This window comes from Klebsiella pneumoniae complex sp. WS1778 (assembly GCF_049472055.1).
Classification (GTDB): Bacteria; Pseudomonadota; Gammaproteobacteria; order Enterobacterales; family Enterobacteriaceae; genus Klebsiella; species Klebsiella quasipneumoniae.
Window position 1 is genome coordinate 267,778 of the sequence record NZ_JBKGTJ010000002.1, and the last position, 13,434, is coordinate 281,211.

Annotated in this window: 15 protein-coding genes and 1 riboswitch; of the genes, 8 read left to right on the top strand and 7 right to left on the bottom strand. The window is 58.5% G+C overall.

The features are described 5' to 3' along the window. The first annotated feature begins 115 nt into the window (after window positions 1–115). Entirely contained in the window at window positions 116–1,222 is a 1,107-nt protein-coding gene (locus ACLEXF_RS11210) for an ABC transporter permease (protein WP_004886162.1), read from the top strand. Here ACLEXF_RS11210 and ACLEXF_RS11215 read toward each other — a convergent pair. Further along, on the bottom strand, window positions 1,184–1,594 hold the full coding sequence (locus ACLEXF_RS11215; RefSeq protein WP_012542390.1) for a YbhQ family protein: 411 nt from the start codon (window positions 1,592–1,594) through the stop codon (window positions 1,184–1,186). The two genes, ACLEXF_RS11210 and ACLEXF_RS11215, sit on opposite strands and share 39 nt — an antisense overlap. Before the next feature lie 131 nt (window positions 1,595–1,725). On the opposite strand from ACLEXF_RS11215, the gene ACLEXF_RS11220 reads away from it, so the two are divergent. From ACLEXF_RS11220 to ACLEXF_RS11230, 3 genes are read left to right on the top strand one after another with little or no spacing between them, the layout of a single operon-like run. Continuing rightward, window positions 1,726–2,487 (top strand): endonuclease/exonuclease/phosphatase family protein, encoded by a 762-nt coding sequence (locus tag ACLEXF_RS11220; RefSeq protein ID WP_017900168.1) that lies wholly within the window; start codon window positions 1,726–1,728, stop codon window positions 2,485–2,487. Beyond that, entirely contained in the window at window positions 2,484–3,728 is a 1,245-nt protein-coding gene (gene clsB / locus ACLEXF_RS11225) for a cardiolipin synthase ClsB (RefSeq protein WP_004886156.1), read from the top strand. Before ACLEXF_RS11220 ends, clsB begins: the two co-directional genes overlap by 4 nt. Beyond that, window positions 3,725–4,690 carry a lysylphosphatidylglycerol synthase domain-containing protein gene (locus tag ACLEXF_RS11230; protein ID WP_017900169.1) on the top strand — a complete coding sequence of 322 codons (966 nt, stop codon included), beginning with the start codon at window positions 3,725–3,727 and terminating at the stop codon, window positions 4,688–4,690. Before clsB ends, ACLEXF_RS11230 begins: the two co-directional genes overlap by 4 nt. 296 nt (window positions 4,691–4,986) lie before the next feature. Here ACLEXF_RS11230 and ACLEXF_RS11235 read toward each other — a convergent pair whose 3' ends face one another. The 6 genes from ACLEXF_RS11235 to moaA form a co-directional block, all read right to left on the bottom strand. Next, window positions 4,987–5,691, bottom strand: a complete 705-nt coding sequence (locus ACLEXF_RS11235; protein WP_017900170.1) for a Bax inhibitor-1/YccA family protein — start codon at window positions 5,689–5,691, stop codon at window positions 4,987–4,989. A gap of 45 nt (window positions 5,692–5,736) precedes the next feature. Further along, window positions 5,737–6,189 (bottom strand): molybdopterin synthase catalytic subunit MoaE, encoded by a 453-nt coding sequence (gene moaE, locus ACLEXF_RS11240; RefSeq protein WP_114464978.1) that lies wholly within the window; start codon window positions 6,187–6,189, stop codon window positions 5,737–5,739. A gap of 1 nt (window position 6,190) precedes the next feature. Then, window positions 6,191–6,439, bottom strand: coding sequence for a molybdopterin synthase sulfur carrier subunit (moaD, locus tag ACLEXF_RS11245; RefSeq protein ID WP_004886145.1), 249 nt, complete (start codon window positions 6,437–6,439; stop codon window positions 6,191–6,193). Beyond that, window positions 6,432–6,920 carry a cyclic pyranopterin monophosphate synthase MoaC gene (gene moaC / locus ACLEXF_RS11250; RefSeq protein ID WP_004886142.1) on the bottom strand — a complete coding sequence of 163 codons (489 nt, stop codon included), beginning with the start codon at window positions 6,918–6,920 and terminating at the stop codon, window positions 6,432–6,434. Before moaC ends, moaD begins: the two co-directional genes overlap by 8 nt. A gap of 3 nt (window positions 6,921–6,923) precedes the next feature. Continuing rightward, the gene (gene moaB, locus ACLEXF_RS11255; RefSeq protein WP_004886139.1) at window positions 6,924–7,436 is read right to left on the bottom strand and encodes a molybdenum cofactor biosynthesis protein B; all 513 of its coding nucleotides are present in this window, start codon (window positions 7,434–7,436) and stop codon (window positions 6,924–6,926) included. 23 nt (window positions 7,437–7,459) lie between these two features. After that, complete coding sequence (gene moaA, locus ACLEXF_RS11260; protein WP_004886137.1) at window positions 7,460–8,449, bottom strand: GTP 3',8-cyclase MoaA; 990 nt, start codon at window positions 8,447–8,449, stop codon at window positions 7,460–7,462. Next, window positions 8,437–8,575, bottom strand: a riboswitch (molybdenum cofactor riboswitch). Its footprint overlaps the gene before it by 13 nt. A gap of 208 nt (window positions 8,576–8,783) precedes the next feature. Between moaA and yvcK the strand changes: the two genes are divergently transcribed. The 4 genes from yvcK to pmrB all read left to right on the top strand — a co-directional run bounded on the left by yvcK (window position 8,784) and on the right by pmrB (window position 13,205). After that, the gene (gene yvcK / locus ACLEXF_RS11265) at window positions 8,784–9,689 is read left to right on the top strand and encodes a uridine diphosphate-N-acetylglucosamine-binding protein YvcK (RefSeq protein WP_004886135.1); all 906 of its coding nucleotides are present in this window, start codon (window positions 8,784–8,786) and stop codon (window positions 9,687–9,689) included. Between the two features lie 103 nt (window positions 9,690–9,792). After that, window positions 9,793–11,433 carry a phosphoethanolamine transferase EptA gene (gene eptA, locus ACLEXF_RS11270; protein ID WP_064189345.1) on the top strand — a complete coding sequence of 547 codons (1,641 nt, stop codon included), beginning with the start codon at window positions 9,793–9,795 and terminating at the stop codon, window positions 11,431–11,433. After that, window positions 11,433–12,104, top strand: coding sequence for a two-component system response regulator PmrA (gene pmrA / locus ACLEXF_RS11275; RefSeq protein WP_004886130.1), 672 nt, complete (start codon window positions 11,433–11,435; stop codon window positions 12,102–12,104). The genes eptA and pmrA overlap by 1 nt, the downstream gene beginning before the upstream one ends. A 3-nt stretch (window positions 12,105–12,107) precedes the next feature. Further along, window positions 12,108–13,205 carry a two-component system sensor histidine kinase PmrB gene (pmrB, locus tag ACLEXF_RS11280; RefSeq protein WP_407259882.1) on the top strand — a complete coding sequence of 366 codons (1,098 nt, stop codon included), beginning with the start codon at window positions 12,108–12,110 and terminating at the stop codon, window positions 13,203–13,205. Window positions 13,206–13,434 lie beyond the last annotated feature (229 nt).

The following is a 13,434-nucleotide window of genomic DNA, read 5'->3' on the forward strand; positions in this document are numbered from 1 at the left end:
CGCTGCGCTGACCGGGCCTACGGTTTGACCAACATCGATTATACGGTTCGCCGATCCCCCCAGCCGGGCAAACGCAGTGCCGCCCGGCGTTGTTGAATGGGCCAAAGGAGCTATTATGTTTCACCGTTTATGGACATTGATCCGCAAAGAGCTGCAGTCGCTGCTGCGCGAACCACAGACGCGGGCAATTTTAATCATGCCGGTGCTGATTCAGGTGCTGCTGTTTCCCTTTGCCGCGACGCTGGAGGTGACCAACGCCACCATCGCCATCTACAACGAAGACAGCGGTCGCCACGCGGTGGAACTCACTCAGCGCTTCGCCCGCGCCAAAGCCTTTACCCATGTCCTGCTGCTGAAAAGCCCGCAGGCGATCCAGCCGACCATCGATGAACAAAAAGCCCTGCTGGTGGTGCGCTTCCCGGCGGATTTCTCTCGCAACCTCGACAACTATCAAACCGCCCCGCTGCAGCTCCTGCTCGACGGGCGCAACTCCAACAGCGCGCAAATCGCCGCCAACTATCTGCAACAGGTCGTGAAAAATTATCAGCAGGAACTGCTGGAGGACAAAGCGAAGCCGAACAACAGCGAACTGGTGGTGCGCAACTGGTATAACCCGAATCTCGACTACAAATGGTTCGTGGTGCCGTCGCTCATCGCCATGATCACCACCATCGGAGTGATGATCGTCACCTCGCTGTCGGTGGCCCGCGAGCGCGAGCAGGGCACCCTCGATCAGCTGCTGGTCTCGCCCCTCGCCACCTGGCAAATCTTTGTCGGTAAAGCGGTACCGGCGCTGATCGTCGCCACCCTGCAGGCGACTATCGTGCTGGCGATTGGTATCTGGGCCTATCAGATCCCGTTTGCCGGCTCGCTGCTGCTGTTCTATTTCACCATGGTGATTTACGGTCTGTCGCTGGTGGGATTTGGCTTATTGATCTCATCGCTATGTTCAACGCAACAGCAGGCGTTTATTGGCGTGTTCGTCTTTATGATGCCGGCGATTCTTCTCTCCGGCTATGTTTCACCGGTGGAAAACATGCCGCAGTGGCTGCAGGATCTGACGTGGATAAACCCGATCCGCCACTTTACCGATATCACCAAGCAAATTTATTTGAAGGATGCGAGTCTGGAGATTGTGTGGGGAAGTTTGTGGCCGCTACTGGTCATAGCGGCCACCACCGGCTCAGCGGCGTATGCGATGTTCCGAAGAAAGATTGCGTAATTTTTTATCTTTCGCCAGCAGCGAGACCACCGCCGGGCCTGCCAGTATCACCAGCCCGGCGAGGGCCAGCAGCAGGTTGTTGTGCAGCACGCGCGACAGCAACCACAGCGCTATCATGGCGGCGCCGAAGTACCAGGTGGTGGTGAGCTCCTCAAGGAAGTCTCCCACATCGCGCCAGCGCGCCTCATGGTGACGCTGCAGAAACAGCATCGCCAGCAGCGTGACGCTGTAGAGGACGCACAGCCCTAATCCGACGCGCACCAGCGCGCCGCTCATCCATCCCATCACCAGCACTGCCACGACCAGTAGATGCAACATAATCTGCCAGCAACTAAGACCTGTTGCGACGCGTACACGTTGTTGCCACTTCATGGCTTCTCTCCTGAAGGATTTTTCTCTGCTACTCAGAGTACCGCACTTTACGGAAAATTCCGTATCACCGCATCTTTTTGTGACGTCTACTACACTATTTTATTCAGGAAAGTGACATTTACTGGAGAATTATGGCTGAGCCAACGTCGGGATTTTCGTTGAACGTGCTGACAATTAACACCCATAAAGGCTTTACGGCGTTTAATCGGCGTTTTATTTTGCCCGAGCTGCGCGAAGCCGTTCGCAGCGTCAGCGCTGACATAGTTTGCCTGCAGGAAGTGATGGGCGCTCACGAAGTTCACCCGCTGCATATCGAAAACTGGCCAGATAAGACCCATTACGAATTTCTTGCCGACACCATGTGGAGCGACTACGCCTACGGGCGCAACGCGGTCTATCCGGAAGGTCACCACGGGAATGCCGTGCTGTCGCGCTTTCCGATTGAATACTATGAAAATCGCGATATCTCGGTCGGCAACGGGGAGAAACGCGGCCTGCTGTACTGCCGCATCGTACCGCCGCAGAGCGGCGTTACGATTCACGTCATTTGCGTCCATCTCGGACTGCGTGCCGACCAGCGGCAGGCGCAGCTGGCGATGCTGGCGGAGTGGGTCAATACCCTGCCCGCCGGCGAGCCGGTGGTGGTGGCCGGAGATTTTAACGACTGGCGTCAGCAGGCTAACCAGCCGTTAAAGGTCCAGGCAGGGCTGGAAGAGATCTTTACCCGCGCCCGCGGACGGCCGGCGCGCACCTTTCCGGTCAGTTTTCCGCTGCTGCGCCTCGATCGCATTTACGTCAAGAACGCCCACGCCAGCCGCCCGAAGGCGCTGGCCCTCAAACAGTGGCGGCATCTGTCCGATCATGCACCCCTTAGCGTGGAGATTCATTTGTGAAATGTCGTTGGCAGGAAGGCAACCGCATTACGCTACTGGAGAACGGCGACCAGTATTACCCGGCGCTGTTTGCGGCCATCGGTCGCGCCAGCCGGCGGGTGATCCTCGAATCCTTTATCTGGTTTGAAGATGAGGTCGGCTGGCGGCTGCACGCGGTTCTGCTGAAGGCAGCCCGCCGCGGCATCCAGGTGGAAGTGCTGCTTGACGGCTACGGCTCGCCGGATCTTAGCGATGAGTTTGTCGGTGAACTGACCGCCGCGGGGGTGATTTTCCGCTATTACGACCCGCGCCCTAAGCTGATGGGAATGCGTACCAACCTGTTCCGTCGCATGCACCGTAAAATCGTGGTGATCGACGACACCACCGCCTTTGTCGGCGGCATCAACTACTCCGCCGAACATATGAGCGACTATGGCCCGGAGGCCAAACAGGATTACACGGTGCAGGTCGAAGGGCCGGTGGTGCTCGATATTCTGCAGTTCGAACTGGAGAATCTGCCCAACAGCGAAACCGCCCGCCGCTGGTGGCGCCGTCGTCGCCATCAGCCGGAGATCAACCAGACCCCCGGCGAGGCGCAGGCGCTGTTCGTCTGGCGCGATAACCAGGATCACCGCGACGATATCGAACGCCACTACCTGAAGATGCTGACCAGCGCCCGCCGGGAGGTGATAATCGCGAACGCCTATTTTTTCCCCGGCTACCGTCTGTTGCATGCGATGCGCAATGCCGCGCGGCGCGGGGTGCGGGTGAAGCTGATCGTCCAGGGCGAACCGGATATTCCGATTGTGAAGTTCGGCGCCCACCTGCTCTACCACTACCTCGTCAAAGGCGGCGTGCAGATCTACGAATATCGCCGCCGTCCGCTGCATGGCAAAGTCGCCCTCGCGGACGACCACTGGGCCACCGTCGGGTCGAGCAACCTCGATCCGCTCAGCCTGTCGTTGAATCTGGAAGCCAATCTGATCATCCACGACCGGGTGTTTAACCAGACGCTGCGCGATAATCTTAACGGGCTTATCGCCCGGGATTGTCAGCGGATCGATAAAACGATGCTGCCGAAACGCAACTGGTGGCGGCTGGGGGTGAGCGTGATGGCCTTCCACTTTCTGCGCCACTTTCCGGCGTGGGTCGGCTGGCTGCCGGCCCATACTCCGCGGCTGGCCAGGGTCAGCCCGCCGGTGCAGCCGGAGATTGAAACTCAGGATCGCGTCGAGTCACCTACCAGGGATAATCCACTATGAGCAAATCGCACCCTCGCTGGCGGATGGCAAAAAGAGTGCTGACCGTACTCTTTTTTATCGCCGTAATCGTCCTGCTGGTGATTTACGCGCAGAAGGTCGACTGGCAGGAAGTATGGAAGGTGATCCGCGGCTATGATCGGCTGGCCTTGTTCAGCGCCATTGCGCTGGTCATCGTCAGCTATCTGATCTACGGCTGCTACGATCTGCTTGGCCGGGCCTATTGCGGGCATAAGCTGGCGAAACGCCAGGTGATGCTGGTGTCGTTTATTTGCTATGCCTTCAACCTGACCCTCAGCACCTGGGTCGGCGGCATCGGCATGCGCTACCGGCTGTACTCGCGGCTGGGGCTCAACGGCGGCACCATCACCCGTATTTTTTCATTAAGCATCACCACCAACTGGCTGGGCTATATCCTGCTCGGTGGGGTGATATTTACAGCGGATCTGGTGAAGCTGCCGCCGCACTGGTACATCAGCCAGACCACCCTGCGCATTATCGGCGGAGTGATGCTGTTTCTCACACTGTGCTATCTGTTTGGCTGCGCCTTCGCCAAACGCCGTCACCTGACGATCAAAGGTCAGCGGCTGGTGCTGCCCTCCTGGCGATTCGCGCTGCTGCAGATGGGGGTCTCGGCGGCGAACTGGATGGCGATGGGGGCGATCATCTGGCTGCTGTTGGGCAGCGAGATTAACTATTTCCTTGTATTGGGGGTACTGCTGGTGAGCAGTATCGCCGGGGTGATTATCCACATTCCGGCCGGGATTGGCGTGCTGGAGGCGGTGTTCATCGCCATGCTCTCCGGGGAAGAGATTTCGAAGGGAGCGATCATCGCCGCTCTCCTCGCCTGGCGCGCACTCTATTACTTCCTGCCGCTGCTGCTGGCGACGGTGGCCTATTTGCTGCTGGAGAGTCGGGCGAAAAAGCTGCGGCAAAAGAACCAGCGCAAGCTGGCCCGCGAGTGAAATCGCCCGGCGGCGCTGCGCTTGCACGGGCCTACGGGGTGTGAGCCTGCGAGAGGATCCTGTAGGCCGGATAAGGCGCAGCCACCATCCGGCGAAATCACGGGTACCGTGCCTGATTATTGCCCGGCGGCGCTGCGCTTGCGCGGGCCTACGGGGTGTGAGCCTGCGAGAGGATCCTGTAGGCCGAGTAAGGCGCAGCCGCCACCCGGCGAAATCACGGGTACCGTGCCTGATTATTGCCCGGCGGCGCTGCGCTTGCCGGGCGGTAGGGGATGCAACCTTTTGATATAAACAGGTTAGCGGCGGTTGCCCATAATACGCAGCAGCATCAGGAACAGGTTGATGAAATCCAGATACAGCGTTAAGGCGCCGAGGATCGAGTATTTACGCAGATTGGCGCTGTCGCGGGTATCAATCTGCTCGCCGATGTTTTTCAGCTTCTGGGTATCGTAGGCGGTCAGGCCGACAAACAGCACCACCCCGATGTAGGTCACGGCCCACATCAGCGCCTCGCTCTTCAGCCACAGGTTAACCAGCGACGCCAACACGATGCCAATCAGCCCCATAAACAGCATGCTGCCGAAGCCGCTCAGGTCGCGCTTGGTGGTGTAGCCGTACAGACTCATCGCCCCGAACATCCCGCCGGTGACCACAAAGGTGCTGGCGATGGAGGAGTAGGTGTAGGCGATAAAAATGCTCGACAGCGTCAACCCGGTGAGCGCCGAATAGAGCATAAACAGGGTGGTCGCCATCCCGGCGCTCAGCCGCTGCACCATCCCCGACAGCACAAACACCAGCGCCAGCTGGGCGATGATCAGCCCGAAAAAGGTGATTTTGCTCGAAAAGACGAACATCATCACCGCCGGGGTATTCGCCGCAAACCACGCGATAAACGCCGTCAGCAGCAGGCCGACCGTCATCCAGCCGTACACCTGCGCCATATAAGTCTGCAGGCCGCTGCGGCCCTGCACTATTGAATCGGAACGCGGATATCTGTCCATGACTCTCTCCTGATTAACAAAGTTTCACTCTGTAAGCGTATCACACTACCAGCGCTCTGCCGCCTGACGATCGCTGTCGCGGGCATCGATCCAGCGCTCGCCCTCCGGTGTCGCCTCGCGTTTCCAGAACGGCGCGCGGGTTTTCAGGTAGTCCATCATAAACTCGCCGGCGGCGAAGGCGCTGCCGCGGTGGGCGCTGGTGACGCCGACAAACACAATCTCTTCCCCCGGCCACATTTCGCCGATGCGATGGATAATGGTCACCCGGCCCAGCGGCCAGCGCTCGCGCGCCTGGTCGACAATCTCCGCCAGCGATTTCTCGGTCATCCCCGGATAGTGCTCAAGAGTCAGCGCTTTCACGCTGTCGCCGAGGTTGTGATTGCGCACTTTGCCGGTGAAGGTAACCACCGCGCCGTCTTCATCGCGTTCGGCCAGCCAGAGATACTCCTCGCCAACGCTAAAGCGCGCCGGGCTAACGACGATACGAGTTTGCGTCATGTCAGCCCCCGGTGACCGGTGGGAAGAACGCCACTTCATCCCCGCTGGCGACAGGATGGTCAAAGGCGGTCAGCGTCTGGTTAACCGCCGCCAGCAGCTTGCCCTCCTCCAGGGCCAGCGCCCAGCGATCGCCGCGAGCGGCAAGCTGCTGACGCACAGCCTCAACGGTGGCCAGCTCGCTGGCGTCGAGAGTCAGCGAATCAGTCCCCACCAGCTCGCGCACCTGGGCAAAAAACAGAACCTTAATCATGGCGTTCGTCCACCTTAAAATCGCCGGACTTGCCGCCGCTTTTCGCCAGCAGGCGCACCGGGCCAATCACCATATCCTTCTGCACCGCCTTGCACATATCGTAAATGGTCAGCGCGGCAACCGAGGCGGCGGTAAGGGCTTCCATCTCGACGCCGGTTTTGCCGGTCAGGCGGCAGAGCGATTCGATGCGCACCCGGTTATGTTCCGGCTGCGCCTGCAAATTGACTTCCACTTTGCTGAGCATCAGCGGATGGCACAGCGGGATCAGCTCCCAGGTGCGCTTGGCCGCCTGGATCCCGGCGATACGCGCGGTGGCGAAAACGTCGCCTTTATGATGGCTGCCGTCGATAATCATCGCCAGGGTTGTCGCCTGCATCTCGACATAAGCCTCGGCGCGCGCTTCGCGTACCGTTTCCGCTTTGCCGGAGACATCCACCATATGGGCTTCGCCCGCGGCGTTAATATGGGTCAGTTGTGACATACATTATTTCTTCAGGTGAGGAATAAAATTACAAGGACGGGTGCGGGCATCCAGCTGCGGGGCAATGATGTTGTCCCACGCCGTGCGGCAGGCTTTCGTCGAGCCCGGCATAGCGAAGATCAGCGTGTGGTTGGCGACGCCGGCCACGGCCCGGGACTGCAGCGTCGAGGTGCCGATCTCTTCGAACGACAGCATGCGGAACACTTCGCCAAAACCTTCCACCTCACGGTCAAACAGCGGCAGCAGCGCTTCCGGCGCCTGGTCCCCTTCGGTGAACCCGGTCCCGCCGGTGATCAGCACCACCTGTACCTCATCGCTGGCGATCCACACCGATACCTGGGCGCGGATGGCGTAGCGGTTCTCTTTGACTATCGCCTTATCGACGACATGGTGCCCCGCCTCCTGCGCCGCCTCACGCAGCCAGTGGCCGGAAGTGTCGTCCGCTTCGCCGCGACGACTGGAAACGGTAAGAATAGCAATACGGGTCGGAATAAACTCAGCGCTAGCCTGGCTCATCTGAATGCTCCTTTCGAAAACGATTATCCGCCAATATAGGACAGGTTCTGCGTAATACCGGTGTTGCCCTGATGCAGGAAATGGGTCTGCTTTTTATGGGTTAAGGCTTCGGCGATCCGCGCTTCCAGCGCGGCCTGCTGCCGATCATCGGCCATCAGGTCGCGCAGGTCGACGCCGCCTTCGCCAAACAGGCACAGGTGCAATTTGCCGACGGAGGAGACGCGCAGACGGTTGCAGGTGGTGCAGAAGTCTTTTTCGTACGGCATGATGAGGCCGATCTCGCCGGCGTAGTCCGGATGACAAAAGACCTGCGCCGGACCATCGCTGCGCTGGCGGATCTGGTGGATCCAGCCGCGACGCAGCAGCTCGTCGCGCAGCACCATGCCGGAGAGATGGTGACGGCGGAACAGGTCGCTGCCCTCGCCGGTTTCCATCAGCTCAATAAAACGCAGCTGAATACGACGCGGCTGGATCCAGGCGAGGAAGGTATCAAGCTGGTGATGATTAACATCGCGCATCAGTACGGTATTCACCTTCACCTTGTCAAAGCCCGCGGCGAAGGCGGCGTCAATCCCGTCCATCACCTGGTGGAATTTATCCTGGCCGGTGATGGCATGGAACTGGCGGGCGTCGAGGCTATCGACACTGACGTTGATCGCCGTCAGCCCGGCATCGCGCCAGCGTTCGACATCGCGCGCCAGGCGATAACCGTTAGTGGTGACGGCAATCTGACGGATCGCCGGGTTTTCACGCACGGCGGCGATGATCTCGGTGAAGTCACGGCGCAGGGAGGGTTCCCCACCGGTGAGACGAACTTTTTCAGTGCCCAGCGCGGAGAAAGCGCGCGTGACCCGGCGCACTTCGTCTACGCTAAGAAAGCCGTTGTTATTGACGGCGCCGGGCTTGTAGCCATCCGGCAGGCAGTAGGTGCAACGGAAATTGCACACATCGGTAATCGACAGACGCAGGTAATAAAACTTACGCGCGAATGCATCGGTAAGCTGTGAGGCCATATACACCTTTCCAAATACGGGAGACGCGGTCATTTCTTCCCACGCCCTGGCGACAACCGGCGGCGTCGCGGCCAAACCGCCATATCTTTTGACACAGGCGAAGAGGCTAGAGTGTTAACAGGTTATGCCGATAGTAGCGCGTTCCAGACGGTTTCGCCATTTGCGATTTCGCTATATATTCTTGTATATATCGCTACCTTCGTGCATTTTCGCTACAGAATAGCCATAAATCATCTTTTTGCCTTGATATCGGTCAGTTTGTCGGGCTCCTCCCATCGTCTTTTAGGGGTAGATCGGGTAGTGTGTGGCCGTTTATGTGAAATAAGGAATTTCTATGCGCAATCGTACATTCGCTGACCTGGATCGGGTGGTGGCGCTCGGCGGCGGGCATGGTCTGGGTCGGGTAATGTCCTCCCTGTCCTCGCTGGGCTCACGGCTGACTGGCATTGTGACCACCACCGACAACGGGGGATCCACCGGGCGGATCCGCCGCTCGGAAGGCGGCATTGCCTGGGGCGATATGCGCAACTGCATCAATCAGTTAATCGCCGAGCCGAGCGTGGCGTCGGCGATGTTTGAGTACCGTTTTAGCGGCAATGGCGAGCTTTCCGGCCATAACCTGGGAAATCTGATGTTAAAGGCGCTGGATCACCTCAGCGTGCGGCCGTTGGAAGCGATCAATTTGATCAGAAACCTGCTCAAAGTGGACGCTTTTCTTATTCCGATGTCGGAACAACCGGTGGATTTGATGGCGCTCGATCATGAAGGCCATGAAGTTTACGGTGAAGTCAATATCGATCAGCTCGATAGCGTGCCGCAGGAGCTGATGCTCACCCCGCCGGTACCGGCCACCCGTGAGGCGGTGGAGGCCATCGCCGAAGCCGATCTGATCCTTATCGGCCCGGGCAGTTTCTATACCAGCCTGCTGCCAATCCTGCTGCTTGACGAGATGGCCCAGGCGCTGCGTCGCACTCCGGCGCCAATGGTGTTTATCGATAACCTCGGCAAAGAGCACAGCCCGGCCGCGAGGCTGTCGCTGGCGGAGCGCATCGCAATTATGGAGCGCTATGTGGGCAAGCGGGTGGTGGATGCGGTTATCGCCGGCCCAAAAGCCGATATCAGCGGCATCGACAACAGGCTGGTGATTCAGACGCCGCTGGAGGCCAGCGACGTTCCCTATCGCCATGACCGGGCGCTGCTGCGCGGGGCGCTGGAGAAAGCGCTCCAGCTGCCGGGCTGATCCTGCGCGCCGGAGGATCGGCTTTCGGCGCACCTTAAAATCTTAAGGTTGTCTTAAAACAGAGCTGGCATTATACCCATATCTCTTTCTGTAGGTAGGTGTTATGTCTTTATTGCCTCTGCGTCGGCCCGTTCTCAGCCGCACAACGTATCTGATTCTCTTTGCTTGCTATATCGGTATCTTTCTCAACCTGGCTTTTTATCGCCAGGTTTTCCCGCTACTGCCGGTAAATAGCCTGCATAACTGGCTGGTATTCCTCAGTATGCCAATCGTGGCCATTTGCGTGATGAATATCCTCACCACCCTCGCCTCGTTCCTGAAGCTGGACCGGCTGGTGATTAGCCTTTTTATTCTACTCAGCGCTTCGGCTCAGTACTTTATCTGGTCCTTCGGCGTGGTGATTGACCGTTCGATGATCGCCAATATCTTCGATACCACACCGGCGGAAAGCTTCGCTCTGTTGTCGACGAAAATGGTCATCGTGCTTGGAGTTTCCGGCCTGTTGATGGTTCTGGTGGCCTGGTGGATTAAAGTTCGTAAACCTGCCTCTTTCTGGCGCGGCGCGGCGATGCGTCTGCTCAATATCGCCGTTTCGGCACTACTGATAATTCTGGTGGCCGCGCTGTTCTACAAAGATTACGCCTCGGTGTTCCGTAACAACAAAGAGCTGGTGAAATCCCTGAGCCCCTCCAACAGCATTGTGGCGCTGAACTCCTGGTATGCGCACCATCGCATGGACAACCTGCCTCTGGTGAAGATTGGCGAAGATGCCAAACAGAAACCGGTGATGCATAACGGTCCCCGTAAGAACCTGACGATTGTGGTGCTCGGCGAGACTTCGCGAGCGGATAACTTCTCACTGGGCGGCTACGATCGGGAGACTAACCCGCGCCTGCAACAGGACAACGTGGTGTACTTCCCGAAAACCACCTCCTGCGGCACAGCAACTGCGGTTTCCGTGCCCTGCATGTTCTCCAATATGCCGCGCGCGCGCTACGACGAAGAGCTGGCCCATCACCAGGAAGGCGTCCTGGATATTCTGCAGCGCGCCGGCATCCAGGTGCTGTGGAACGACAACGATGGCGGCTGCAAGGGGGCATGCGATCGGGTACCGCATCAGAACGTGACCGATCTGAAGCTAACCGGACAGTGCATCGACGGCGAGTGCTACGACGACGTGCTGTTCCATAATCTCGACAGCTATATCGATAACCTGCAACAGGATGGCATTATCGTACTGCATACCATCGGCAGCCACGGCCCAACCTATTACAATCGCTATCCGGCTGAGTTCAAAAAATTCACCCCAACCTGCGATACCAATGAAATCCAAAGTTGTACGCAACAACAGTTGACCAATACCTACGATAACACCATTCTGTATGTCGACTATGTCGTTGATAAAGCGATAAAACTACTGCAATCTAAACAGGACAAATTCACCACTAGCCTGGTTTATTTGTCCGACCACGGCGAATCGCTGGGCGAAAATGGCGTCTATTTGCATGGTCTGCCGTACTCCATTGCGCCGGATACGCAAAAGCACGTGCCCATGCTGCTGTGGCTGTCGCCGGATTACCAGCAACGTTACGGTGTTTCCAGCCAGTGTTTGCAACAACAGGCTAAGACGAAGGATTATTCACAAGATAATCTGTTCTCCACCCTGCTCGGCCTGCTCGGCGTCAGCACCCACGAGTACCAGGCGGCAGATGATATTTTAACGCCATGTAGAGAGGCTGGTTGATGAAAATCTTAGTCATTGAAGACGATGCGCTGTTGTTGCAGGGGTTAATCCTGGCGATGCAAAGCGAAGGATACGTGTGCGACGGCGTCTCCACGGCGCACGAAGCGGCGCTGTCGCTGGCCAGCAATCACTACAGCCTGATCGTACTCGACCTCGGCCTGCCGGACGAAGACGGCCTGCATTTTCTCGCCCGTATGCGGCGGGAGAAAATGACCCAGCCGGTGCTGATCCTCACCGCCCGCGATACCCTTGAGGATCGCATTAGCGGTCTCGACACCGGCGCGGATGACTATCTGGTGAAACCCTTTGCCCTGGAAGAGCTAAACGCGCGCATTCGCGCCCTGCTCCGTCGGCATAATAATCAGGGCGATAACGAAATCAGCGTCGGCGATCTGCGCCTCAACGTCACCCGCCGCCAGGTGTGGCTCGGTGAGACGGCGCTGGATCTGACGCCGAAGGAGTATGCCCTGCTGTCGCGGCTGATGATGAAAGCCGGCAGCCCGGTACATCGTGAGATCCTCTACAACGATATCTACAGCTGGGACAATGAGCCAGCGACCAATACCCTGGAAGTGCATATCCATAACCTGCGCGATAAGATTGGCAAATCGCGGATCCGCACCGTCAGGGGCTTCGGCTATATGCTGGCTAACCACATCGATACGGAATAGACCATGGCTCTGTTTGCAACCGAAAACTGGACCATGCGTCACCGGCTGCTGTTGACCATCGGCGCCATTCTGGTGGTCTGCCAGCTGATCAGCGTCTTCTGGCTATGGCATGAGAGCAAAGAGCAGATCCAGCTGCTGGTGGCCAGCGCCATCGAAGGGCACAACAACCAAAAGCATGTGGAGCATGAGGTTCGGGAAGCGGTCGCCAGCCTGCTGGTGCCGAGCCTGCTGATCGTGGGTCTGGCGCTGTATATCAGCATGCTGGCGGTACGCAAAATCACCCGCCCGCTGTCACGTCTGCAAAGCGAGCTGGAGAGTCGCACTCCGGATAACCTCACTCCTATCGTACTCAGCGAATCGGTGCCCGAGGTGACGGCGGTGACCACCGCCCTGAATCAGCTGGTTTCCCGCCTCAATCTGACTCTCGATCGCGAACGGCTGTTTACCGCCGACGTGGCGCACGAGCTGCGCACCCCGCTGGCCGGACTGCGGCTGCACCTGGAGCTGCTGGCGAAAGTGCACGGCGTGGGCGTCGACCCGCTGATCCAGCGGCTCGACCAGATGACCACCAGCATTTCGCAGCTACTGCAGCTGGCGCGCGTCGGTCAGTCCTTTTCCGCCGGCAGCTATCAGCAGGTGCTGCTGCTGGATGACGTGGTCAAACCGCTGCAGGATGAGCTGGAGACCATGCTGGCCGAGCGCCAGCAACGGCTGCTGCTGACGGATGTCGAAAGCGAGGCCGTCGTCTCTGGCGACGCGACGCTCATCCGCGTCATTCTGCGCAATCTGGTGGAAAATGCCCATCGCTATAGCCCGCAAGGGTCGAGGATCCGCGTGTCGGTGAAAGCGGGTCTGATGCCAGTGATGGCAGTGGAAGATGAAGGACCGGGGATTGATGAGGCGAAAAGCGGCGAACTCAGTAAGGCCTTCGTGCGCATGGACAGTCGCTACGGCGGTATAGGGCTAGGACTGAGCATCGTCACGCGCATCGCTCAGCTGCATGACGCCCAGTTCTTTTTACATAACCGCCAGCCGGGGCCAGGGGTCCGCGCGTGGGTGTTATTCCCGCGGCGCGCGGGTCAGAACGTCAGCACCCACTGATGGAAGAAGGCAACAATAATGACCAGGGCGGTGGCGACCGCCAGATATTCACGGAAGTTGATTTTTTGCATGGGCGCTATCCTCATCAGGTTGAGGATAGTGTCGCCTGGCGAGATTAAGCAAACATTAAGAAGGCCGCTTTGCGGCCTTTTTTCTTCACCGCGAATGGTTATCTGGCTGCGGAACAGGGCGATAAGGGCCACGCCTTGTCTGCTTCCCGCACGTCCAC

Excerpts from the sequence above, each read along its gene's own strand:
- pmrA (WP_004886130.1), top strand. The coding sequence starts at position 11,433 with ATGAAAATCTTAGTCATTGAAGACGATGCGCTGTTGTTGCAGGGGTTA.
- moaD (WP_004886145.1), bottom strand. The coding sequence starts at position 6,439 with ATGATTAAGGTTCTGTTTTTTGCCCAGGTGCGCGAGCTGGTGGGGACT.
- ACLEXF_RS11235 (WP_017900170.1), bottom strand. The coding sequence starts at position 5,691 with ATGGACAGATATCCGCGTTCCGATTCAATAGTGCAGGGCCGCAGCGGC.
- pmrB (WP_407259882.1), top strand. The coding sequence starts at position 12,108 with ATGGCTCTGTTTGCAACCGAAAACTGGACCATGCGTCACCGGCTGCTG.
- moaC (WP_004886142.1), bottom strand. The coding sequence starts at position 6,920 with ATGTCACAACTGACCCATATTAACGCCGCGGGCGAAGCCCATATGGTG.
- ACLEXF_RS11215 (WP_012542390.1), bottom strand. The coding sequence starts at position 1,594 with ATGAAGTGGCAACAACGTGTACGCGTCGCAACAGGTCTTAGTTGCTGG.
- ACLEXF_RS11230 (WP_017900169.1), top strand. The coding sequence starts at position 3,725 with ATGAGCAAATCGCACCCTCGCTGGCGGATGGCAAAAAGAGTGCTGACC.
- moaB (WP_004886139.1), bottom strand. The coding sequence starts at position 7,436 with ATGAGCCAGGCTAGCGCTGAGTTTATTCCGACCCGTATTGCTATTCTT.
- eptA (WP_064189345.1), top strand. The coding sequence starts at position 9,793 with ATGTCTTTATTGCCTCTGCGTCGGCCCGTTCTCAGCCGCACAACGTAT.
- yvcK (WP_004886135.1), top strand. The coding sequence starts at position 8,784 with ATGCGCAATCGTACATTCGCTGACCTGGATCGGGTGGTGGCGCTCGGC.
- ACLEXF_RS11210 (WP_004886162.1), top strand. The coding sequence starts at position 116 with ATGTTTCACCGTTTATGGACATTGATCCGCAAAGAGCTGCAGTCGCTG.
- moaE (WP_114464978.1), bottom strand. The coding sequence starts at position 6,189 with ATGACGCAAACTCGTATCGTCGTTAGCCCGGCGCGCTTTAGCGTTGGC.
- moaA (WP_004886137.1), bottom strand. The coding sequence starts at position 8,449 with ATGGCCTCACAGCTTACCGATGCATTCGCGCGTAAGTTTTATTACCTG.
- ACLEXF_RS11220 (WP_017900168.1), top strand. The coding sequence starts at position 1,726 with ATGGCTGAGCCAACGTCGGGATTTTCGTTGAACGTGCTGACAATTAAC.